15 protein-coding genes and 1 tRNA gene are annotated in these 23229 nt (G+C 39.3%); 9 read left to right on the top strand and 7 right to left on the bottom strand.

What is annotated here, in order from left to right; translation table 11 throughout:
* Nucleotides 1-32: 32 nt before the first annotated feature.
* The 4 genes from HMPREF9018_RS08210 to HMPREF9018_RS08195 all read right to left on the bottom strand — a co-directional run bounded on the left by HMPREF9018_RS08210 (nucleotide 33) and on the right by HMPREF9018_RS08195 (nucleotide 3496).
* Nucleotides 33-923, bottom strand: coding sequence for a helix-turn-helix domain-containing protein (locus tag HMPREF9018_RS08210; protein ID WP_008450486.1), 891 nt, complete (start codon nucleotides 921-923; stop codon nucleotides 33-35).
* Between the two features lie 94 nt (nucleotides 924-1017).
* Nucleotides 1018-2988, bottom strand: a complete 1971-nt coding sequence (gyrB, locus tag HMPREF9018_RS08205; protein WP_008450348.1) for a DNA topoisomerase (ATP-hydrolyzing) subunit B — start codon at nucleotides 2986-2988, stop codon at nucleotides 1018-1020.
* Between the two features lie 157 nt (nucleotides 2989-3145).
* On the bottom strand, nucleotides 3146-3400 hold the full coding sequence (rpsT, locus tag HMPREF9018_RS08200; protein WP_008450530.1) for a 30S ribosomal protein S20: 255 nt from the start codon (nucleotides 3398-3400) through the stop codon (nucleotides 3146-3148).
* Nucleotides 3401-3424: 24 nt separating this feature from the next.
* Nucleotides 3425-3496: transfer RNA gene (locus HMPREF9018_RS08195), tRNA-Glu, on the bottom strand.
* Between the two features lie 111 nt (nucleotides 3497-3607).
* Here HMPREF9018_RS08195 and recO point away from each other — a divergent pair.
* A complete protein-coding gene (gene recO, locus HMPREF9018_RS08190; protein WP_008450342.1) occupies nucleotides 3608-4333 on the top strand; it encodes a DNA repair protein RecO in 726 nt (241 codons plus the stop codon).
* Nucleotides 4334-4892: 559 nt separating this feature from the next.
* Nucleotides 4893-6218 carry a UDP-N-acetylmuramoyl-tripeptide--D-alanyl-D-alanine ligase gene (locus tag HMPREF9018_RS08185; RefSeq protein WP_008450357.1) on the top strand — a complete coding sequence of 442 codons (1326 nt, stop codon included), beginning with the start codon at nucleotides 4893-4895 and terminating at the stop codon, nucleotides 6216-6218.
* 67 nt (nucleotides 6219-6285) lie between these two features.
* On the opposite strand, the gene HMPREF9018_RS08180 is transcribed toward HMPREF9018_RS08185, so the two are convergent.
* From HMPREF9018_RS08180 to dgt, 3 genes are read right to left on the bottom strand one after another with little or no spacing between them, the layout of a single operon-like run.
* The gene (locus HMPREF9018_RS08180; protein WP_008450384.1) at nucleotides 6286-9693 is read right to left on the bottom strand and encodes an AAA domain-containing protein; all 3408 of its coding nucleotides are present in this window, start codon (nucleotides 9691-9693) and stop codon (nucleotides 6286-6288) included.
* Nucleotides 9694-9735: 42 nt separating this feature from the next.
* Nucleotides 9736-10722: a YqiA/YcfP family alpha/beta fold hydrolase gene (locus tag HMPREF9018_RS08175; RefSeq protein ID WP_039864696.1), complete on the bottom strand. Its 987-nt coding sequence runs from the start codon at nucleotides 10720-10722 to the stop codon at nucleotides 9736-9738.
* 9 nt (nucleotides 10723-10731) lie between these two features.
* A complete protein-coding gene (gene dgt, locus HMPREF9018_RS08170) occupies nucleotides 10732-12069 on the bottom strand; it encodes a dGTP triphosphohydrolase (RefSeq protein ID WP_024992700.1) in 1338 nt (445 codons plus the stop codon).
* 179 nt (nucleotides 12070-12248) lie between these two features.
* Between dgt and dut the strand changes: the two genes are divergently transcribed.
* From dut to HMPREF9018_RS08135, 7 genes are all read left to right on the top strand, one after another.
* Complete coding sequence (dut, locus tag HMPREF9018_RS08165) at nucleotides 12249-12686, top strand: dUTP diphosphatase (RefSeq protein ID WP_019036481.1); 438 nt, start codon at nucleotides 12249-12251, stop codon at nucleotides 12684-12686.
* Between the two features lie 48 nt (nucleotides 12687-12734).
* Nucleotides 12735-14456, top strand: a complete 1722-nt coding sequence (locus HMPREF9018_RS08160) for a tetratricopeptide repeat protein (protein WP_008450495.1) — start codon at nucleotides 12735-12737, stop codon at nucleotides 14454-14456.
* The gene (locus tag HMPREF9018_RS08155; RefSeq protein WP_008450363.1) at nucleotides 14453-15373 is read left to right on the top strand and encodes a lipoprotein insertase outer membrane protein LolB1; all 921 of its coding nucleotides are present in this window, start codon (nucleotides 14453-14455) and stop codon (nucleotides 15371-15373) included. The genes HMPREF9018_RS08160 and HMPREF9018_RS08155 overlap by 4 nt, the downstream gene beginning before the upstream one ends.
* On the top strand, nucleotides 15374-17347 hold the full coding sequence (locus HMPREF9018_RS08150; protein ID WP_008450510.1) for a murein hydrolase activator EnvC family protein: 1974 nt from the start codon (nucleotides 15374-15376) through the stop codon (nucleotides 17345-17347).
* A gap of 146 nt (nucleotides 17348-17493) precedes the next feature.
* Nucleotides 17494-18369 carry a nucleoside phosphorylase gene (locus HMPREF9018_RS08145; RefSeq protein ID WP_008450227.1) on the top strand — a complete coding sequence of 292 codons (876 nt, stop codon included), beginning with the start codon at nucleotides 17494-17496 and terminating at the stop codon, nucleotides 18367-18369.
* A 78-nt stretch (nucleotides 18370-18447) separates the two neighbouring features.
* On the top strand, nucleotides 18448-19791 hold the full coding sequence (mnmE, locus tag HMPREF9018_RS08140; RefSeq protein WP_008450526.1) for a tRNA uridine-5-carboxymethylaminomethyl(34) synthesis GTPase MnmE: 1344 nt from the start codon (nucleotides 18448-18450) through the stop codon (nucleotides 19789-19791).
* A 29-nt stretch (nucleotides 19792-19820) separates the two neighbouring features.
* On the top strand, nucleotides 19821-23219 hold the full coding sequence (locus HMPREF9018_RS08135) for a glycosyltransferase (RefSeq protein WP_039864691.1): 3399 nt from the start codon (nucleotides 19821-19823) through the stop codon (nucleotides 23217-23219).
* Nucleotides 23220-23229: the final 10 nt, after the last annotated feature.

The raw sequence follows: 23229 nt of genomic DNA, 5'->3' as shown, positions 1-23229 counted from the left end.
AAATAAGAATAATAAATATCAGCTTTTAAAGTTTAGCTCCTTCTAAACTTTAAAGGACTAATACCAACATGTTCGCGGAAATATTTACCCATAAAACTTTGATTAGCAAAATGAAGCTCATTAGAGATTTCTTTTACACTAAGATCGCTTGAGCGGAGAAGAACTCGTATTTCGAGTACAACATAATAATCTATCCACTCTCTTGGCGTGCGTTTACTAATGAGTTTTACTACTTCTGAAAGATACTTTGCTGTAATATTTAGCTCTCTTGCATACCACGCCACACGTCGTTCTGTCTTAAAATTCTCTTGAACAGAATCCATAAATTTATTAAATATAACCTCTGCCCGATTTTGTTTTACATTCTTAGAATGCTGTGCTTTATAGATAATGCTTCCAAAATCATAAATCATAGCACGTATCAAACAAGCAATTAATTCTCTTCTAAAAGGATGAGTACGATCTATCAGACGCTTCTTGGCACGTTTACAATGCTCTAAAATATCATCTATCTGGTCTTTAGAAATTCTAAAAACAGGGTTACTGCGCGAGAACATAAATAGAGAAGACAAGTTAGTTATACCACTAAGGATATAATGAAAGAAATCTAAAGACAACATAAAGCCAAAGCCCTTAAAATTGCTTGATAAGCAAACATCACTCACTACTTGCCCACTGGTAACAATAACAGCATCTCCAGCTTCTACATGTAAGTCTTTTGTGTTAAGCTTATATTTAGCTTCGCCTGCTGTACAAATAGCAAAAAACACGCTTTGAAACCGTAAATAACCAATAGGAATAGGGACTTCTGCAATTTCTTCAAACAGGATAAACTCATCTTCGATATATCCTCCCTTTGCATATCTGCTTTTAGCATGCTCTACAGTTATCTCTTTTAAATTATCTATCTTTTTCTTCTCCATTTAAAAAAATATATATACTATAGTTTTTAAAACATTAAAATCCCTAACCATTATGATGGAAAGGGATTCTAAAATTTATTTCTTTACATAAAACTTAAGCATCAATATTTGCATAATTAGCATTTTGCTCTATAAACTCACGTCTCGGCTCTACATCATCTCCCATCAACATTGAGAAAACTTCATCTGCATCTGCAGCATTCTCTATAGTAACTTGTTTTAGAAGCCGTTTGCTAGGATCCATAGTTGTTTCCCAAAGCTGTTCGGGATTCATCTCTCCTAAACCTTTATATCTCTGAGTATGAATATTTTTACCTTCTTCACCAGCACCATATCTATCAATAAAAGCCTGACGCTGCTGCTCTGTGTAACAATACTCACTTACCTTTTTATAAGTACATTTATATAATGGTGGAGTAGCTATAAACAAATGACCTTGCTCTATAACCTTAGGCATATAACGATAAAAAAGAGTCATTATAAGAGTATCTATGTGTGAACCATCTACATCAGCATCGGTCATTATAATAATCTTATCATAACGTAGCTTTTCTATATTTGCTTCAAAATCAGAATCTTCCTCCACCCCAAAACGTACTCCTATCGACTGAATGATATTCATTACCGATTCTGCCTCAAACACTCTATGACGCTGCACCTTTTCTACATTTAATATCTTACCACGAAGAGGCAAGATAGCTTGTGTATAACGATCGCGCCCTTGCTTAGCAGACCCACCTGCAGAATCGCCCTCTACTAAAAATATCTCACATACTTTAGGATCTTTATTAGAACAATCTGCCAGCTTGCCGGGTAAGCCTCCACCAGTCATAACGTTCTTACGCTGTACGCTCTCACGAGCTTTACGGGCTGCTATTCGGGCTGTAGCTGCAATAACCACCTTATTGCAAATCATCTTTGCCTCATTAGGATGCTCTTCTAAATAAGCACTTAAAGCCTCGCCTACTGCCTGCTGAACAGCACCAGAAACCTCACTATTACCTAGCTTAGTCTTTGTCTGACCTTCAAACTGTGGCTCGGCTACCTTTACAGATATAACAGCCGTCAAACCTTCGCGAAAATCTTCACCGGTAATTTCTATCTTAGCTTTTTCTATTTGCTTTGATATTTGCGCATCATTATCAGCATACGCCTTTAAAGAACGCGTTAAAGCTGTACGAAACCCTTGCAAATGAGTACCACCCTCTATAGTGTTAATATTATTTACATAAGAATGTATATTCTCTGTATAATCGGTATTATACATTATAGCAACCTCTATGGGCACACCTTGCTTCTCACTCTTGAGATAAATAACATCGTCAAATAAATGCTGACGATGACGATCTACATAACGTACATATTCTTTCAAACCATCTTTAGCATGAAACACCTCTGTACGGGTTTTACCTGTTTCAGCGTTAGGACGAAGATCTGTTAAAGTAATTTTTATACCAGCATTAAGATACGCAAGCTCACGCATACGGCGCGCTACAACGTCCCACTGAAATACTGTTGTGGTAAAAATAGTACCGTCAGGCCAAAACTGCTGGCGAGTACCCGTCTTATCAGTATCGCCTACTATCTTTACAGGATAAAGAGGCTTTCCTTTTTCATATTCTTGCTGATATATCTTCCCATCGCGAAACACCTGAGATAACATATGCTTAGATAAAGCGTTTACACAGCTAACACCTACACCATGCAAACCACCACTAACCTTATACGAACCTTTGTCAAACTTACCTCCTGCATGCAACACTGTCATTACAACCTCTAATGCACTCTTATGTAGCTTCTTATGCTCATCAACAGGGATACCACGACCGTTATCCTCCACAGTAATAGAATTGTCAGCATTTATAGTTACCTCTATGTCGGTACAATAACCCGCCATAGCCTCATCTATAGAGTTGTCTACCGTCTCGTTTATTAAGTGATGAAGACCTTTCTCACTAATGTCGCCAATGTACATAGCAGGACGCTTACGAACAGCCTCTAAGCCCTCTAATACCTGGATATTACTGGCGGAATAATTATTCTCGTGTTCTTGATTTTCTGTCATCTTTTGTTAGATTGTTCTTTTATTCTAATATGCAAAGATACTATTTTTTTCTTAGTAAAAGAACTTTTTCCTTTCTAAAAATAAATAAAAGAATTAGGGTCGTAATCATAATAGATTACAACCCTAATATATTTTCTTAGCTATGACTAATAAGTAATTAACCTAAAGAAGCAACATGCTTAGTAAGGCTCGATTTTAAATTAGCTGCCTTATTCTTATGGATAATATTAACCTTAGCAAGCTTATCTAACATCTTCTGAATAGTAGGATAAAGCTTTGTAGCCTCTTCCTTGTCAGTTAAATTACGAAACTTGCGTACTGCGTTACGCATAGTCTTTGCATAATATTTGTTATGTAGCGCCTTAACTTTATCTTGGCGTATTCTCTTCAATGATGATTTATGATTTGCCATCTTTGTAAATACTTTTATTATTAGTAGTCTCTAGGGGAATCGAACCCCTCTTGCAAGAATGAAAATCTTGTGTCCTAGCCGATAGACGAAGAGACCATTGTGCTGTTTTGCGGGTGCAAAGGTATAGCAATTATTTCATTCCTCCAAATATTTATACTATATTTTTAATCTAAATCGTATGTTTTTTGTAATTTTGTTCATAAAAATATGCTTAGAAAGTCGAAAGCCATTGTGCTACATACCATAAAATACGGAGATTCCTCGTTAATAATCGATCTGTTAACAGAGGAAGAAGGGCGTTTAACCTTTATCGTAAAATTATCTAAAACGATGAAAGGAAAAATGAAAAAACAATATTTCCAGCCTATGACATTATTAGACATAGAGTTCGATTTTCGCCCTAATGCTAATATGCAACACATAAAAGACATAAGAATAGACATTCCTTTCACTACAATTCCTTTTAACCCCATAAAAACGTCTATACTGCTTTTTATATCAGAATTTTTACTTTATGCTACTCGCAGCGAACAATATAACAAGACTTTATTCCAGTTTGTAAAAAAAAGCATTGAGTGGCTTGACGCTTCAGTAAGCAATTTTGCTAACTTTCATATAACCTTTATGCTACATTTAAGCAAATTTATAGGATTTTTCCCAAACCTTTCTAAACCTAAGTCATACGATTTCTTCGATCTTAGAAATGCCGAATTTTGCCAATACGCACCCATACATATAGACTACTTAAAGCCTAATGACGCTAAAACTCTCTTAAAACTATTCCGAATGAACTATAATAACATGCGCTTATTCCGTTTCTCACGCAACGAACGTAATGAAATAACTGAAACAATATTAAAATATTACACCCTACACATTCCAAGTATGCCAAAACTAAACAGCCTCACCATACTAAAAGAGCTTTTTGACTAATAAAAAAACCGCATCTTTCATAATGAAAAACGCGGAATATCGTGTAATACAAACTTTCTAAATAAAGGTTTTTACAAACCTTAAGCAGTCATCTTATTATTAACGTTTACTGCTTTTACGATTACTGCTGCTACTATTGCAACAGATGTTAAAATAATTGTCATCATAATCTTTTCCTTTCTTTTAAGAGACCCTTTGCCTCTTTATTAATATTTGTTATCCTTAATTTTTGTACTGCAAAGGTACTGCTGTTATCGCACACAACCAAGAAAAAGCATAAAAATATCTCCAAAAGCCATGTTTTATTGCCATACATCAATCCCCTTAACTTACATCAAGCCTATATCACTGCATTTTTTACCCTTACTTATAAAAACCGTTACCCTTAACATTATGCTTTAGTCTTTTGGTGTATTATAAACCATAGGCTAACAAAAAAAAGGAGCCAAACAGATTTATAAAATAAGGATAGGATATTTAAAACATCAAAGTTGAGTAGTTATATATAACTTTTCTCAATTATTAATTTTACCTTTGCATTAATAAAACACTGAAAGTTATGAATGCAAAACAGCTATATGAGATTTATAAACAGCACCCAGTAGTAACCACAGACAGCCGCAACTGCCCTAAAGGAAGTATTTTTATAGCCTTAAAAGGTGCCTCGTTTAATGGTAATGCTTTTGCAAAAACTGCTTTGGAGAATGGCTGCAGTTATGCTATCGTTGACGAATCTAAATACGCCGAGCCTGATAATGAGAGGATTATCCTTGTTAGCGATGCGCTCATTGCTTATAAAGAGCTGGCTCGTGAGCACCGTCGCAGCATGAACATTCCTGTTATAGGCATAACGGGTACTAACGGCAAGACTACCTCTAAAGAGCTTATTTCGGCAGTATTAGCAGAAAAATACAAAGTACATCATACCTTGGGCAATTATAATAACGACGTTGGGGTGCCTCGTACACTACTCGAGATGACTACCAAAGACGAGATTGCCGTTATAGAAATGGGAGCTTCTCACCCCACAGACATAAAAAAATTAGTTACATACGTAGAGCCTACTTGTGGACTTATCACTAATGTGGGACGTGCTCATTTGGAAGGTTTTGGTAGTTTTGAAGGTGTAAAAAAGACTAAGGGCGAGCTATACGATTACTTAAAGGCGCACAACGCCTTACTCTTTCTCAATGAGAGTAATCCCGATTTGGTAGAAATGGCAACAGAACGTAATTTTGACAGAATAATAACCTATGGTCAAGATGATACTGCCGATGTAAAAGGCGAGGTAATATCGTGCTGTCCTTTCTTAAAATTTTCATGGCAAGCAGCACTGTCCTTAGGAACAGAACAAGTGTTTTCTGCCATTTATGAAGTGCAAACAAACCTTATTGGAGCGTATAATTTAGATAACATGCTTGCTGCTGTAACCATAGGTTTACATTTTGGAGTAGAACCACATAAGATATGTCATGCCTTAGAGAGCTACACACCTACCAACAATCGCTCACAGCTCATAAAGACAAAGGATAACAATCTTATCGTAGATGCCTATAACGCTAACCCTTCAAGCATGAAAGCTGCTATAGAAAACTTCCGATTGATGGAGGTAAAAAACAAAATGGCTATACTCGGAGATATGCACGAGCTGGGTGATGCTACAGCAGAAGAACACCAGCGCATTGTAGACCAGATAGATGCATCTAAAATAGAAAACGTTTGGTTAGTAGGGGAAAACTTCGCTAAAACAAACTGCCATTTTCGTAAATTTGCTAACGTAGAAGAGGTTAAAGCTGCCATTGCTCTTAAAAAGCCAACAGAGCATTATATACTTATAAAAGGTAGCAACACTACCAAGCTCTTCGAGCTACCTAAGCTATTATAAAAAACACACAATAAGGTAAAAGGTAGCAGATAAATATATTATTATGCTTTTTTGTTAAGAGTATGTTTTATTCCGACATACTCTTACTTTCTTTATAATCTTGCATATATCCCCCCGCCTGCTTCACATGCTCTATGAGGGCTGAAAAGATAGCATTTTCTCTTAACGTAGCTTCGTTTCCTATCATAATCATTTGCTTGCGAGCACGAGTTATAGCTACATTCAGTTTGCGGTCAATAACAGTATCATTATCTTCTACAAACGTGTTTGCTGTAAGAAAATCTAATTGGTAACGCTGCTGTATAGTAAAAGAATATATTATAACATCACGCTGACTTCCTTGATACCGCTCCACAGTGTCAATACTTATTTTTTCTATACTTGGGATATTCAGCTTTTCTATCTCTTTACGTATCATAGCTATCTGGTTACGATAAGGCACTATGACGCCAATTGTTTTTTCTGCATCAAAGTAGTCGGACGCTTGATAATAAATCCGTTTAAGCAAATCTGCTACGATACGTGCTTCCTCTACGTTAGTTTTATCTGATATGTTAAGATCTCTACATGATTTTGAGGAAATAAATATCATGCGGTGAACTTTTATAAAATCGTCTATATTATCCCTACTTTGCTTTTTGTAAGGCAGATTAACCTCTTTTTGATGCTTTAGTGGTACACATTCTATCTTTTCATGAATATAAAACATTTTGTTGGGGAAAGCTGCTATATCTGGGTGCATACGTCCTTGCTTGCGAAGTGTGTCTATAAATTGTTCACGCCCGGCTTTCCGTTCTATGGATATTAAGCGTTCAAATAAAGAGATGGCGCAGCTATGAAGCCCAATGTCTTTCAATGAAGCGTCTTCCACCTTGGCATCTTGCTCGGGCTGTTGCACTATGGCAGGTAGCTGTTTATAGTCGCCTATGAGTATAAATTTTGTAATAGCAAGTTTTATTTTCTCACCTTTATCTTTTATGCTTTTTGACTTTTCTGAAAGTATCCCCACAATGTTTGGCTCAAGTATCTGGCTTGCCTCATCTATAATTGCTAAATCGAACGTCTTAAGATGGAAAATATTAGTATGAGAGGCTAACGTAGAAGTAGTACATACTATGACACGACTGCTAAAAATAATATCTTTTATATCTTTAAGCTGTGTCTTTTCAGCTATCTTCTCCGTTAGCAAATGGTCTATAAACAGCGGATTACAACTAAACTTATTACCTATACGTATATAGTCGATACCATTTTCAGAAAGCATACTACATATCTCGTCTACTGCCCTGTTAGTATATGACAACAAAAGCAGATTGCTATCAGCTTTCTCTGCCAAGGCTTCACGCACTAAAAACTGTAAAGCCATAGATGTTTTGCCTGTTCCGGGAGGTCCTACAAGGAGAAAATAATCCATGGCTTGTTTAGCCTTTAATATAATATTGTTATAGGTGGAATGATAGGAGCGTGAAAGTTTTTTTGTAAGATCTACCCTCGGAGCGCACTGACCTAAGAGAAGATCCCTTCTTTGTTTGCTTGATGTAATAAAAGTATATAGCGAGCGTAAAGCTGTATTTGACATCACATCACTTGAGGCATGTTCTATGGCAAAGAAATCGCCTTTTATAATATCTTTGTTTTGCTGCCCATCGTTAAGTTTTACTGTTACCTCATCTAAGCGTATCTCTGTTATCACACCCTTAAAAAGAATGCTTTTCCTTACATCGGGCTCTTTCCAACGTGGATAAGCATAGAGGTAAACCATATCGCCACGGCGAAAGTTGGGCAAAAAGTCGTCTGCCTGCGTGGGTATGTTAAGCGTTATAATATCATAGCCATTAAAGATGCCGCTCTGCTTCTTACTTTTTATAGATAACTCTGTAAATATATTCCCTGTATCCTTCTTTATAGAAAGCGGCATATTCCACAGGTCGGCACCACTATTACCCACACCTTCCTCTATCCCTACCTTACTTATTATCTGCTCCCTAATGACAAACGTTACCATACGTGTAAAGTAAGCCTTTTCTAAAGGAGTAAGAGCATGAAGAGGATCAAGGGTGTTTGTCAACATGGGGAGCTTATATTCGTAAAAAAATCTGCTTGATAGTTTTTCTACATTGAGCGTTTCGGGCGTGAGATGAGGTAACACTTTTTCAAAACCATTCTGTGCTATCCAAAACTCTGTAGCTACCACTTGGTTACGATATTTTATAGCTTCAAAGATAAGCTTTTGCAAAGACTCTATTTCTATAAGTCCATCAGGAAGAGGATATTTAGAATATAACAAGTGTATCTTTGTCTTGCGAGGACTCAAACTGAAGTTATGACTAAGTATGCCAAAATATAGTAATACTTGTACGTAGTGCTTCTCTATATGAATGGACCCGTATCTGTTACACATTCCTTTACGCTCTATATATATGTTCTTACCCGACTTCTGTTCTACAAGTAGCTGCATATCAGTGGTCATAAGGTCTACACGCCCCTGTATGCCAAGCTCCTCACATATAAAAGAAGGCTCTAAGATGGCCTTTGCTTTGTCTATACTATTAAAAAGCTCTTTTACTATTTGCTGCATATTAGCTACCTGCTGTGCCGCGTTTTGCTTAAATTCAGCACTGTCAAAATCGGTCGCGGTAGCAAAATCTAATGCTTTATCACGAAAGTTAGCGTATATGGTTTGTGATAAACTAAACGATGTTTTGTTAATAATATCATCTAAGGCTGCCCCTGCAAAATTACCCAATATGGTATATTTGTTACAAGGCCTGCTGGAGAAACGTTGTAAGGTGTATAGCAATGGGTGATGACCATAGTCTTCAAAGCAATTGGCTATGGTAGAGATGTCTAATAGGTAATCGGGTTCTATTACTATATTACGCGGAAAGACTTTCTTCCCTTTCACATCACAATCTATTAAGTTAAGCTGCATTCCTTTACGTAATAATATAGCAAGATAAGAAAAGTCTACATATTGTGGCGTATCCTTATAATCTACGGACAATAGTTCGTCTTCAGACTCTTGATTATGTACTGTAACATATATGAGCTTTTCGTTCCATGACCGCACGCTGCAACGTATATACTTATAGTTAGCTATGGGTAAAGAAGAGTATTGCTGTGAAGCATCGGGCAACCTGCCTGTAAGAAAATGGGGAATGTCTTGCTTAAAGATATAGGATATAAATAGTGCCAAAGACCTGCAATCGTATAGCAAGTCGTTAGGCAATATCGGAGCTATAGTGTTGCTATGGCGGCGCATACGCTGTATGGCAAGTGTCTCTTTAGGCGGAATATTATAATAACGGCATAAAGATTCTACTTGTGAAGACAGGTTGCCAAAGCTGTGGTGTGTATCTTTAAGCCCTTCGTGGCATGCTAATACAAGAGTTTCATGTAAGAGCTTATTCTGCTGCTGTGCAGTAGCTTGTAATATATCCGATACTTTTTTATATAGTTCGCCTGCATTATTCATAAACACCTATCACCTAACACGCATTCATACAAAACACTTTTTTTACTGTCCTCCCATTCTTTCAAAAAACAAGATAATATCTTCCCATGTCTTAAAATCATCACTGCCAAAAGCTATCGTTGTACCAAGAAAATTGTCCGTTTTACTTGTTGTAATAAGATAATCACCATATAGCAGTGGGATATGATTAGTAAACACCACCCTATTCCATGCAGGAGCACTAAAAACATCTTCTATCCATGCTCGCTGTTTATCTATAAACGATATGTTATTAGTAGGAGCAGGTACAGTGAAAAAGATATTATAATATTCTTGTAGATATTCATATGCCTTGTGAAGGCTCGATTTTGGCTTCCCGTAATCGTCACTAAGAGTAGTATAATCTATAAATATTGTTTTACGCTCTCTGCCCTCTTGCCTGTCATCTATCTGCCTTATTATAGGTATTAGGTAATGATATACCACCTTTTCAAGTAGCTGATGTTCTCCATGAAAGTGTATAGCCTGCGGATAGTAATTTTCAAAAAGCTCAAAAGTATGCACCATAGGGTCCTTATCGCCAAAAAGCCCATATACGCGCGATTGCTCTTTTTCATCAACATGCCCAAAACATTGCTGCGTCATATCACGATACTCTTTTACAAGACTCTTTGTAACAATAATTTCTTGCACACCATCTTGCCTTTTGTTAGCAAAGGTCTGCTTCCCTATCATATTGTTTTTACTCATAGTATCTCCCATCTGAAAGGCAGGATTCACTAAGATACGGTCATAGCCATATAACATCTCTGCATACATTCCCCCCATAGAAGTGCCTATGATAATATCGGGCTGCTCCTTTTTTACCAGCTCTTTAAGAAGTTCCATTGCTTCTAAAGGGTGCACAGGAAGGTCTGGAGCTATCACCGTAGCATTAGGCATATACTCTCTTAGCAACACCGCTGTATGTGTGGAACCTGCTGAGAGAAAACCATGTACATATATTATCTTCTTCCCAGACATCAGGCTGGGATAACTTTTCTTTTCCATTCTTTTACGTTAAATAATAGGTAAACTTATACCGTTTATCTTTTGATAAATATCTAAAGCATATATATCTGTCATACCACTTATATAATCTAACACTGCCATAATACGTGTTTCTATATTATCGCTTTGTATGTCGTATTGTGAAGAGAAACGCCTTATAAGCTGTTGGCTATGAAAATGATTAGGCTCTACCGCTGCTCCTATCAACGACTCCATCAACGTTTCCATTACCTTATAGCCCGAAAGCTCTACGTCTAACACTGTTTTGCTACGGTAAATCTTGCGCATAGACACCTCGCTACAAGCCTTATAAGCCTCACGGGGAAGCTCGTCTATATGCTCAATAAGCGAACCCTTAAAAGTGCCTGCTAATATCTTATCTTCATTTTCCACAAAAGCCCTCACACATTCTGCTTCCAATTTACCCACTGCACATGCACGAAAATATACCACTTGCTCGTTTTCATCGGTAAGGTCGTCTTCCTTTATACGCTGCAAAATATCCCGTTTAGTCTGTAAATCGAAAAAGCCTAATAACAAATCCTTTGTTTCTTCAAAAGAAAGAAGTTTTAGCTTATGGGCATCTTCTATATCCATTATTTCATAACATATATCATCGGCTGCCTCCATAAGATACACTAAAGGGTGGCGAGCATATACCACACCACTTTCATCGTCTTGCTTTTTTATAACGCCTAAATCGTCTGCAATGTGCCTATAGACTGGCTCTTCTGAAGAAAAAAAGCCAAACTTACCATGAGCACCTGCCTTTGTAGAGCTAAAAGGATACTTCACTATGCTTACAAGAGTGGTATAAGTCATTACAAAACCACCCTCCCTTCTCCCTAAAAACTTATGGGTAAGAAGCCTAAAAGCATTAGCATTACCCTCAAAATGGGTAATATCCTCCCAAAAACGAGCACTAACCTTGCCCTCTATAGCCCTGCCATTACCTTCTGTAAAGAAAGACTGAATGGCTTTCTCACCACTATGACCAAAAGGAGGATTACCCATATCGTGAGCATAACATGCTGTTTGCACTATGGTACCTATTTCCTCAAATAATGTACCTATAAGCTCGGGGTGCTTTTCCTTTAAAAGATGAGCCACATCGTCGCCTAACGATTTACCCACACTTGCCACTTCTAAAGAATGGGTTAAACGATTATGCACAAAGACACTACCAGGAAGCGGAAACACCTGAGTCTTATTCTGTAACCTCCTAAAAGGAGCAGAAAAGATAAGACGGTCGCTATCACGCTTAAACTCAGAACGATCATCTTTACGCATAGTGTGCCTAACCTCTTGACCAAGACGCTTATTAGAGATAAGTTGCTGCCATTGCATGCTGTTTTGCATATTTTTCTTTTTATTTAAATTCCTATCTGAAGATGTCAAAGGACAATACAAAAGTAATTAAAATAGACTAAAAATAAGGCTTTTTGCTATTTAAAGTGCATCTTTTTGAGCTTTATTCCTTACTTTTGTACCTTATTAATAATATAAAACAGATTACTTTCTACAAAATGATAAAGGTCAGAATAATAAACAAAGGGCATCACCCTCTTCCAGAATACGCCACTACACAAAGCGCAGGCTTAGACCTTCGTGCTAATATAGACACACCCATCACGATCCACCCTATGGAACGAAAAATAGTTCCGACAGGGCTTTTCATAGCTCTTCCTGTAGGCTATGAGGCACAAATACGCCCACGAAGCGGCTTAGCTTTAAAGCATGGCATTACTGTTTTAAACTCGCCAGGGACTATAGATGCCGACTATCGTGGGGAACTGATGGTGCTACTAATTAATTTTTCCTCTGAAAGCTTTACTGTTAACGATGGCGAACGTATAGCCCAAATGGTAGTAGCCAAACATGAACAAGTGGCGTTTGAGCAGGTAGAAATGCTCGATGAAACAGAACGTGGAGCTGGAGGCTATGGGCATACTGGCATAAAATAATATTTATTCTACAACATACTCTTTAAAATATTAGGACTAATAGCCATAATGATAAAAAGATATTTCATACACAGAGTAATGTTTTTTGTGTTCTTCTTATGTAATATTACATGCTTAAAGGCACAAGAAAAAGACAGCTTACAACACTATAACTATTTCTTTTTAGAAGGCATCTGCCAAGAGCAAAAAGGCTATCAAAGCGCGGCTTTCGACATGTTTAGTAGAGCTTTAGAGCTAAACCCTAAAGCAGCAGAGGTCTATTATAAGCTCGCAAGCTATTATTTCCAGTTAAAAGACACCATTACTACACGCAAATATTTAGCCAAAGCAGCTAAAATAGATCCTCAAAACGACACTTTTCAAGAACATCTGGCACAGGTATGCACTGCTCAAAAAGACTATGACGATGCCATAAATGCTTATGAACGCCTTTATGCCATTAACAAAACACGCATAGACGTATTGCAAGCATTGCTACAGCTATATGCACAGAAAGATAACAAGAAAATGATGATAGACGTGTTAAACCGTTTAGAGCTTGTTAACGGAACAAGCGAACAGCTATCACTAAGCAAAATGCAGATATATGAAGAGATGGGCGATAAGAATAAAGAATATGAAGAACTAAAAAAGCTGGTAGATAATCACCCATTAGAGCTAAACTATAAGGTAATGTTAGGTAACTGGTTTTTTAACAAAGGAAAAAGAAAAGAAGCACTTGCCATTTACAAAGCCGTATTAAAAGAAGACCCTCAGCAAACTGCAGCCAAGCTATCTTTGGTAGATTATTATAATGCCATTAAAGACAACAACAACGCAGAGGCTTTAGTAGAGGATATATTGCTATCTCAAAAGACAGATACTGATATAAAGATGGCTGTTCTAAGACAATATATTAACATCTATCAAACATCTAACATTAAAGACAGTAAAAAGATATTACACCTTTTTGATAAAGCCTTAACTCCACCACAGAGTGGTGCAGACATCTATATGCTTAAGGCGGCTTTCATGGATATTATAAAAATGCCAAACGATTCTATTGACAACATATACCAAAAAGTATTACAAATAGAGCCTGATAATGTGCCTGCACGAATCAATCTGATATACAATATATGGAACAAACACCTATTTGATAAGGTTATAGAGCTTTGTAAGGCAGCACAGCTATATAACCCTACAGAAATGGTTTTCTACTATTTTCAAGGCTCTGCCTTATATCAAAAACACAAAAACGATGAGGCCTTAGAGGCTTTTAAAAAAGGTGTTACACAAATAAAACCAGACAGCAAACCCGACATCGTGTCCGACTTCTATGCCATTATGGGCGACATTCTTTACGAAAAAGGATTAACCACAGAGGCTTTCAATGCTTATGACAGCTGTCTTAGCTGGAAGCCTGATAATTACCTTGCCCTTAACAACTACGCTTTCTACCTTAGCCAGACAGGTAAAAACCTATCAAAGGCAGAAAGCATGAGCTATAAAACCATTAAGGCAGAACCTAAAAACGGCATATACCTTGACACGTATGCGTGGATATTATTTAAGCTAAAAAGATACGAAGAAGCTAAAATATACATTGAGCAAGCAATGAGAAACTATACAAAACAAGATAAAACAGTACTTGAACATGCTGGAGATATTTATAGCATGACAGGAAATACCGATAAGGCTATTGAGTTTTGGAAAAAGTCGCTCGAAGAAGGTAATAATAACGATATATTAAAACAAAAGTTACAAACAAGAAAATACATAGCAAAATGAAGTTTTACAAAATAATAATAGCTACCACTACGGTAGTAACGCTTTTTGCTTGTGGCACAAAGAAAAACATAGAAAGGCAAGCAAAGATCTTACCTGCCAACAGTAGCCATGCCACTACTAACGTTAAAACTAATCATGATGATATTAGCAGGCAAAGGTCTGTGAGCTTCTTACAAAAAGTTTATGAACAAAATCTGTATCAAAAAAATTTAGTTTCCAATCTTACCTTTACACTAACACGTAATGGCAACAGCATATCTGTACCGGGAATACTTCGTATGCGTAAAAACGAGGTTATAAGGCTACAACTACTTATACCATTACTACGTAGCGAAGTGGGAAGAATAGAGTTTACTAAAGACTATGTACTCTTCATGGATCGCATTCATAAGCAGTATGTTAAAGCTAATTATAATGATATAAACTTCTTACGTAATAATGGCATAAACTTTTACTCTCTGCAGGCTTTCTTTTGGAACGAACTCTTTATGCCAACAAATAAATATATAAACAAATACCATATACCAAACTTTGACGTAAAGGCAACTACTCTTCAAGCTCTACAAAGCACAACGCCCATTACTCTAAAAGACGGCAAAATTACTTATACATGGCTTATTTCGAACATCTCTAACCACATAAACAAAGCACAAGCCATATACCATGGCTCTAACAACTCCACTTCTACACTCTCTTGGGAATACTCTTCATTCACACCTTTTGGCTCAAAACTCTTTCCTGCATTACACTATATCACCCTTAACACAGCAATAGCTAATAAGAAAAATAACATTAACATAAAACTTAGCTTAGAAGGATTTAGCGATAAAAACAATTGGGAAACAATAACAACACCTTCCTCTTCTTACTCAAGAGTAAAGGCTGAAGACATTCTTAAAACATTAATAAACCTATAAATGAAACGATTTACAATATCTATCATATTTCTTACTCTTTCATTAATTGCTCTCTTTGCACAAAAAACACATACGCAAATAAAGCAAAAAACAACTAATGAAACATCGCAGAAAACACATAAAAAAGCTATTAAAAAGATTCCTGCAGCACCAAAGCCTACAATAGAAAAGCTACATAACACCGAAAAAAAGGTAAAAAACATAGCTAAAAAAGCTACAAACATTACCAGGCGAGCAATATCAAAAAAGCCAGCAGAGAAACATTCCTCCCTTAAAGGAAAGATCACCCCTAACCACTTAAAGGGAAAGGCTGCAACAAAGGAAAAACAAAATATCAGCCACGAAAAAGGCAAAAAGGCTAACATAAGATATATTACAACATCAGCCATTAAAGATTTGCGAGAGAAAAACCAAGCCATACAGAAAGAAATACAGGAAAACGAGTTGCAGGTAAAGAAAAAACAAAAAGACGTTGATCAGCGCTTGCAAAAGATAATGCTATTAGATACTGAAATAGGACAACAACAAAAGACTATTGACCAAATAGCTACCGACGTAAAAGGCATAAATGGCAACATAGAAGTGTTAAAAGGACAATTAAAGTCGCTTCAAACACAGCTTACAGAACGCCGAAAAAAGTTTATACTATCCATGCGTTATATGGCACGCCATCGTAGTATACAAGACAAGATAATGTTTATCTTCTCTGCAAAAAGCCTTTCACAGATGTATAGGCGATTGCGCTTCGTACGTGAATATGCTTCATATCAGCGCGCACAAGGAGAGCTCTTAAAAGCTAAACAAGCACAGGTAGATAACAAGCATATACAGCTAAAACAAGTACGGGGGCAGAAATACACCTTATTATATAAAGACAGGCAGGCTCATGCACAGATGCAAAGCAAACGCTTAGAACAGCAACAAGTGGTAAACTCTCTAAAAAAAGATCAGCAAACATTACAAACCGTCATAGCACAACGCCGCAAAACGCAGCAGACCATAAACGCACAGATAGACAAGCTGGTAGCTATAGAAATACAAAAAGCACGCATACGAGCACAAGCCGAAGCACGAGCACAAGCTGCCGCACGGGCTGCCGCAGCTAAGAAAAGAGCAGAGGATATGGCACGCAAAAGAGAAGCTGCCATAAAAGCGGCACAAGAAAATGCACGCCGCGTGGCTGAAGCCAAAGCACGAGAGGCTAAGGCTAAAGCTATGGCAGAAGCTGCCGAAAGAGCGGCTGAAAAAGAAAGAAGGGAAGCTGCCGAAAAGGCAGAGAAAGCACGACAGGAAGCTGAGAAGGCACGACAGGCAGCTTTACAAGAAGCATCTGCACGCAGAGAAGCAGCACGCAAAAAAGCTGAAGACGCCGAACGCAAAGCTAAAGAAGCACAGCAACAAGCAGAAAAAAAGGCAGCTGCAGAGAAAGCTCTTGCCTATCAGCAAGCACGTGAGGCAGAGGCTAACCGTATAGCTGCAGAGCGTAAAGCTGCCGCCGACAAAGAACGCGCTGCACGCGAAGCAGAGGCTGCCCGAAAGGCTAACACCGCCGACAATAACCTTACCAATGCCGACCGTGCCATGACAGGTAGTTTTGCTAACAACAGAGGACGCTTGCCCATGCCTATGGCTGGCAAGATAGTTACACACTTCGGACAATATAACGTTGCAGGTATGAGCAATATTCGCCTTAACAGCAATGGTATAAACATAAAAGGAGCAGCTGGCAGCCCCGTACGTAGCGTCTTTATGGGAGAGGTAAGCGGAATATTCAATGCAGGAGGGTCTACTATAGTTATGGTACGACACGGCATTTACATCTCCGTTTACTGTAATCTTGCTAACGTTAGCGTACATCGTGGACAAAACGTAGGTACTGGGCAGACACTGGGAACAGTAAACTCTACCGGGGTGCTACACTTCCAGTTACGTAAAGAAACAGCAAAACTTAACCCAGAACAATGGATACGATAGCTTTACAGAGATTATTTTACAAAAGCCCACTGCTAAATGTGGGGAAATGCTTAATAAATAAGTTTTTTTTATATGGAAATGTTATTGCCATATCAGATAAAAAATCTTATCTTTGTATATTATAAATATATTAAAACCACATATCTATGAAAAAGAAATTTTTTGCTCCTTCCGAATTAATTATCAATGAAGACGGAAGTATTTTTCACTTACATGTAAAGCCAGAGGATCTTGCTGACAAGGTAGTCTTAGTGGGAGATCCTGGACGTGTAGTGCTGGTGGCATCTCATTTTGAAAAAGTAGAGAGTGAGGCCAGTAGCCGTGAGTTTCGTACAGTAACTGGTATATATAAAGGAAAACGCATTACCGTAGTAAGCACAGGTATAGGCTGTGATAATATAGATATTGTTGTAAATGAGCTTGACGCGCTTGCTAATATCGATTTTAAGACACGAGAGGAAAAAGACAAGCTTCGCAGCCTTACCCTTGTAAGGATAGGTACATGTGGCGGATTACAGCCTAACACGCCTGTAGGCACATATATAGCTTCGCAAAAAAGCATAGGCTTCGACGGCTTACTCAATTTTTATGCCCGGCGTAATGAAGTTTGCGATTTAGACTTTGAGTGCGAGTTTAAAAGACAAGTAAAATGGGACAACCAGCTTGGCAATCCATACGTAGTTAGTTCTAATACAGAGCTAATAGAAAACATTGCCAAGGAAGATATGGTACGTGGCGTAACCATAGCCTGTGGTGGCTTCTTCGGGCCACAAGGGCGTGAGCTTAGGCTGCCACTACAAGACCCTAAGCTTAATGAAAAGATAGAGTCCTTTGAGTATAAAGGCTTGCGTGTTACCAATTTCGAAATGGAGTCGTCAGCCTTAGCAGGGCTCTCTCTACTAATGGGGCATAAGGCTTTAACATGCTGCATGGTAATAGCTAACAGGTTAGCAAAAGAGGCTAATAGCGCATATAAGAACACCATAGATGGGCTTATAGAAAAAGTGCTTGACAGAATATAACCCTCACTGCCCGTTTAGCACTTTGCCTGCTGTTATAATATAAAACACATATACACTTTCTATATTTAATATTTTAAAATGTATAATACTATCTGTGCCTTAGCCACTCTGCCCGGAGGGGCTATAGGCGTTATTAGGGTATCTGGAAAAGATGCTATTGTTATTGTAAACAGGATATTTTCTAAAGACATACTATCTATGCCTGCTAATACCCTTTGTTATGGTAATATTATAGATATGGCAGGAAAAGTTATAGACGAGGTGGTTGTTTCTATTTGGCATGCACCCCACTCATACACAGGAGAAAATGCTGTAGAAATATCATGCCACGGCTCTGCTTATATCCTTAAAGAGGTGTTACACTTATTAATAGAAGCAGGCTGCTATCAAGCCCTTCCCGGAGAGTTTACACAGAGAGCTTACCTCAACGGTAAAATGGATCTTTCACAAGCAGAAGCAGTGGCAGACTTGGTAGCCTCTTCTAACAAAGCAAGCTACAGATTAGCCCTTTCACAGATGAAAGGACATTTCAGCAACGAGCTATCATCTTTAAGAAAACGCTTGCTAAAGATAACCTCACTGCTTGAACTGGAGCTCGACTTCTCTGAACATGAAGACCTTGAGTTTGCCGACCGCACAGAGCTGATAAGTCTAACAGATGAAATAGACAAAAAAGTATTATCACTACTCCACTCCTTTAAGATAGGACAGGCACTTAAAGAAGGCGTTGCCGTTGCCATCATAGGGAAAACAAACGTAGGAAAGTCTACCCTCCTCAATGCCCTTTTAGGCGAAGAACGTGCTATAGTATCTAACATAGAAGGCACCACACGAGATGTTATTGAAGATGTAACAGAGATAAATGGCATATCATTCCGCTTTATAGATACTGCCGGCATTAGACAGACAACAGATGAAGTAGAAAAGCTTGGTATTGAGCGCACATACAAAATGCTCGATAAAGCACAAATGGTGATATGGGTAATAGATGATAACCCTTCCAGAAAAGAGTATGAAGACATAAAAAAGAAAGTAGGCGAAAGACCTTTCATCATTGTAAGAAACAAGGTAGACACTATAGTAAATAAAGAAGCTCTGCCTTCTTTCATTACCTTATCGGTCTCTGCAAAGGAAGGAACAAACATAGAAGAGCTTAAGCAAGCTATCTATAAAAAAGCTAATATTCCGGCTTTCAACGAAAACTCGGTCATAGTAACCAATGCTCGCCATTATGATGTGCTCACAAAAGCACACGAAGCCCTATGCCGTGTTCATAACGCCTTTAAAGCAAACCTACCTGGCGACCTTGTGGCTGAAGACCTTAAAGACGTCCTTTCCCTCCTTGGCGAAATTACAGGCACACAAATATCCTCGCAAGAAACACTTAACAATATCTTTAAACATTTCTGCATAGGAAAGTAAAGCGATTTTTTTTGAAATATATTCAGGATATGGATAAGCAGATTTTTCAAACAGACTCACGTTCTCGCTGGAAAAAGTTTCTGTGGAGCATGAGAGTCATAGGAGCAATCATCATATTCTTCGTCATTGTATTCCTAACTTTATTCGCATTGGAAGGCAGTCCTAAGATTCCCTTCGTACACAACTATCACAAGGTGATGACCGCAGAAAAGCCACTCATGCGCAACAATGAGACGGCAAAGGAATACAAATCCTTCCGCCGCTTCTTTCACGAGAAGAAGATGCACAACGCTTATGCAGAGGCTGCTGCCAAAAAGACTCGTTTTACAGGAAAGGGCAACCAGCTCAAAGAGAAATATCTCAGAGAGTGGAACGATCCGAGCATGGGAATCAGAGCAGCATGGTACGTAAATTGGGACAAGCGATCGCTGCTTTCGCTCAAGCGCAACATCAGACACATCAACCTGCTCATAGGCGAATGGCTGTTCATCAATCCGAAAACCGGAGCGTTAAGTACTCAGATAAATAAGAAAGCCCTTCGCCTGGCGCAGAAGGCAGGCGTGCCCGTTATGGCGATGCTTACCAACAACTATGGCAAAGACTTCAGAAGCGAAGCCATCGGCAACATCATGAAGGATGCAGGCAAGAGAAAACTCTTTACAGAGAAACTTCTCGCAGCTTGCATCAAATATAAGTTATGCGGAATAAACATCGACTTGGAAGACCTACAGATAAACGACAACGCCCTGCTCACAACCTTTGTGAGAGAACTCTCGGCAGTCTTCCATAAGAAAGGACTCTATGTTACCCAAGATGTAGCTCCTTTTAATGAAGACTACGACATGGAGCAGCTCGCCAAGTACAACGACTATCTTTTCCTAATGGCTTACGACGAGCACAACTCGACAAGCAAGCCGGGCGACATCTGCTCACAGCAGTTTGTAGAACGTGCCACAGACTGGGCAGCACGCAATATCCCTAACAACAAGCTCGTCCTGGGACTGGCTGCCTATGGCTACGACTGGTGCGAGAATAAAAATGGAGAAACCGTAACCTTCAACCAAGCCGTGGCATCTGCTTTGAACGCTGGTACTCCGATAGACTTCAATGAAGATTCCTACAACCTCAACTTCTCCTACATCGACGGAGAAAACCAGACTCATCAGGTCTATCTCACTGACGCTGCCACATCATATAATATCATGCGCTTCGGAGCAGAATACCATCTTGCCGGATTCAGCGTATGGCGACTGGGTACGGAAGATTCCCGTATATGGAACTTCTACGGTAAGGACATGAGTTACGAAAACTCCTCCAGGTGGAACCTTCAGAAGATGCTCCAGATAAGAAGTCTTGACGACGTGAACTTCGTGGGCAACGGAGAGGTGCTGCAGGTGGAGTCGGAACCGCAGCCGGGCTACATATCCATAGTGAAAGACAAGGACGACGGACTTATAGCCAATGAAATATACCGCAAACTGCCATCTAACTATACTGTAACAAAAATAGGACACTGCCACGCCAAAGACCTCGTCATCACTTTCGATGACGGTCCCGACAGCAAGTGGACCCCTCTGGTGCTCAGCATTCTGAAGGAACATCACGTACCTGCCGCATTCTTCATGGTAGGTCTGCAGATGGAGAAAAACCTGCCCATTGTGCGGAAAGTGTATGAAGCCGGACACACCATCGGCAACCACACCTTTACCCATCACAACGTGATAGAAAACTCCGACTACCGCACATACGCAGAGCTGAAACTCACACGAATGCTGATAGAGAGCATAACCGGGCACAGTACCATTCTGTTTCGTGCCCCATATAACGCCGACAGCGACCCAACACAGTATGAAGAAATAGAGCCGATGATCCTTGCTTCACGACGCAACTACCTGATGGTGGGCGAAAGCATTGACCCTAACGACTGGATGCCGGGCGTAACAGCCGACCAGATTTACCAGCGTGTTACCGACGGCGTACACCGCGAAGACGGTCACATCATACTGCTCCACGATGCTGGCGGCGCCACCCGCAAGGCAACCATACAAGCACTGCCGCGCATCATCACCACCCTACAGAAAGAAGGCTATCACTTCATCTCGCTGGAGGAATATCTGGGAATGAAACGCGAAACACTTATGCCTACCATACAGAAAGGAGAGGCTTACTATGCAATGCAGATGAACCTCACACTGGCAGAATTCATCTACCATCTGAGCGATTTCATCACCGCACTCTTCCTCGTATTCCTCGTTCTCGGATTTATGCGACTCATATTCATGTATGGTCTTGTCTTCAAGGAAAAACGAAAAGAACGCATACGCAATTATAACAACCTCGACAAGGAAGATATGCCTAAGGTTTCCATCATTGTACCAGCCTATAACGAAGAGGTAAACGTAGTGAACACGATTTACAATCTTATTGCACAAGACTATCCTTCTTTCAATATCGTAGTAGTAGATGACGGAAGCAAGGACAATACCTTTGCCATACTAAAAGAAAAATTCGGCAACCACCCGAAAGTGGCTATCTTCACTAAGCCCAATGGCGGTAAGGCGGCTGCACTGAACTTCGGACTGAGCCACACCGATGCCGACTTCGTGGTATGTATAGATGCTGATACGCAGCTGCGCCATGATGCCGTGAGCAAGCTAATGAGACACTTCGCTGCCGACAAGAAAAACCATGTGGGAGCCGTTGCCGGCAACGTGAAGGTTGGCAACTGCCGCAACATGCTCACCAACTGGCAGGCAATAGAATATATCACCTCTCAGAACTTCGATCGAATGGCATACGCTGCCATTAACGCCATCACCGTAGTGCCTGGTGCCATAGGAGCGTTCCGCAAGGAAGCCATGGAGAAAGCCGGATATTTCACAACCGACACGCTTGCTGAAGACTGCGACCTGACGATGCGCATCATCGAGGCGGGTTACGTTATCGAGAACGAAAACCATGCCATAGCAATGACCGAAGCTCCCGAAAATATCAGACAGTTTGTAAAGCAACGCACCCGCTGGTGTTTCGGAGTGATGCAGACTTTCTGGAAACATCGTCGAAACCTGTTCAGCAGCCGTTATAAGGGATTTGGCTTGTGGGCTTTGCCAAATATGCTCGTGTTCCAGTACATTATCCCGACGTTCTCGCCAATAGCCGACGTTCTGATGTTGGCAGGACTGTTCTCAGGCAATGCCTGGCAGATATTCATCTACTATCTGATTTTCCTCATTGTAGATGCAAGCGTATCTATCATGGCTTTCATCGTGGAAAAAGAATCGTTGTGGACATTGTTATGGATCATACCGCAGCGTTTCTTCTATCGCTGGATTATGTACTATGTGATTTTCAAGAGTTATTTCAAGGCCATCAAAGGCGAACTGCAGCAGTGGGGTATCCTGAAAAGAACGGGAAATGTAAAAATATAAAACCACCAAG

Source organism: Prevotella amnii CRIS 21A-A, from assembly GCF_000177355.1.
In the GTDB taxonomy this organism is placed as follows: Bacteria; Bacteroidota; Bacteroidia; order Bacteroidales; family Bacteroidaceae; genus Prevotella; species Prevotella amnii.
This window is presented reverse-complemented; position numbering and strand designations above follow the sequence as displayed.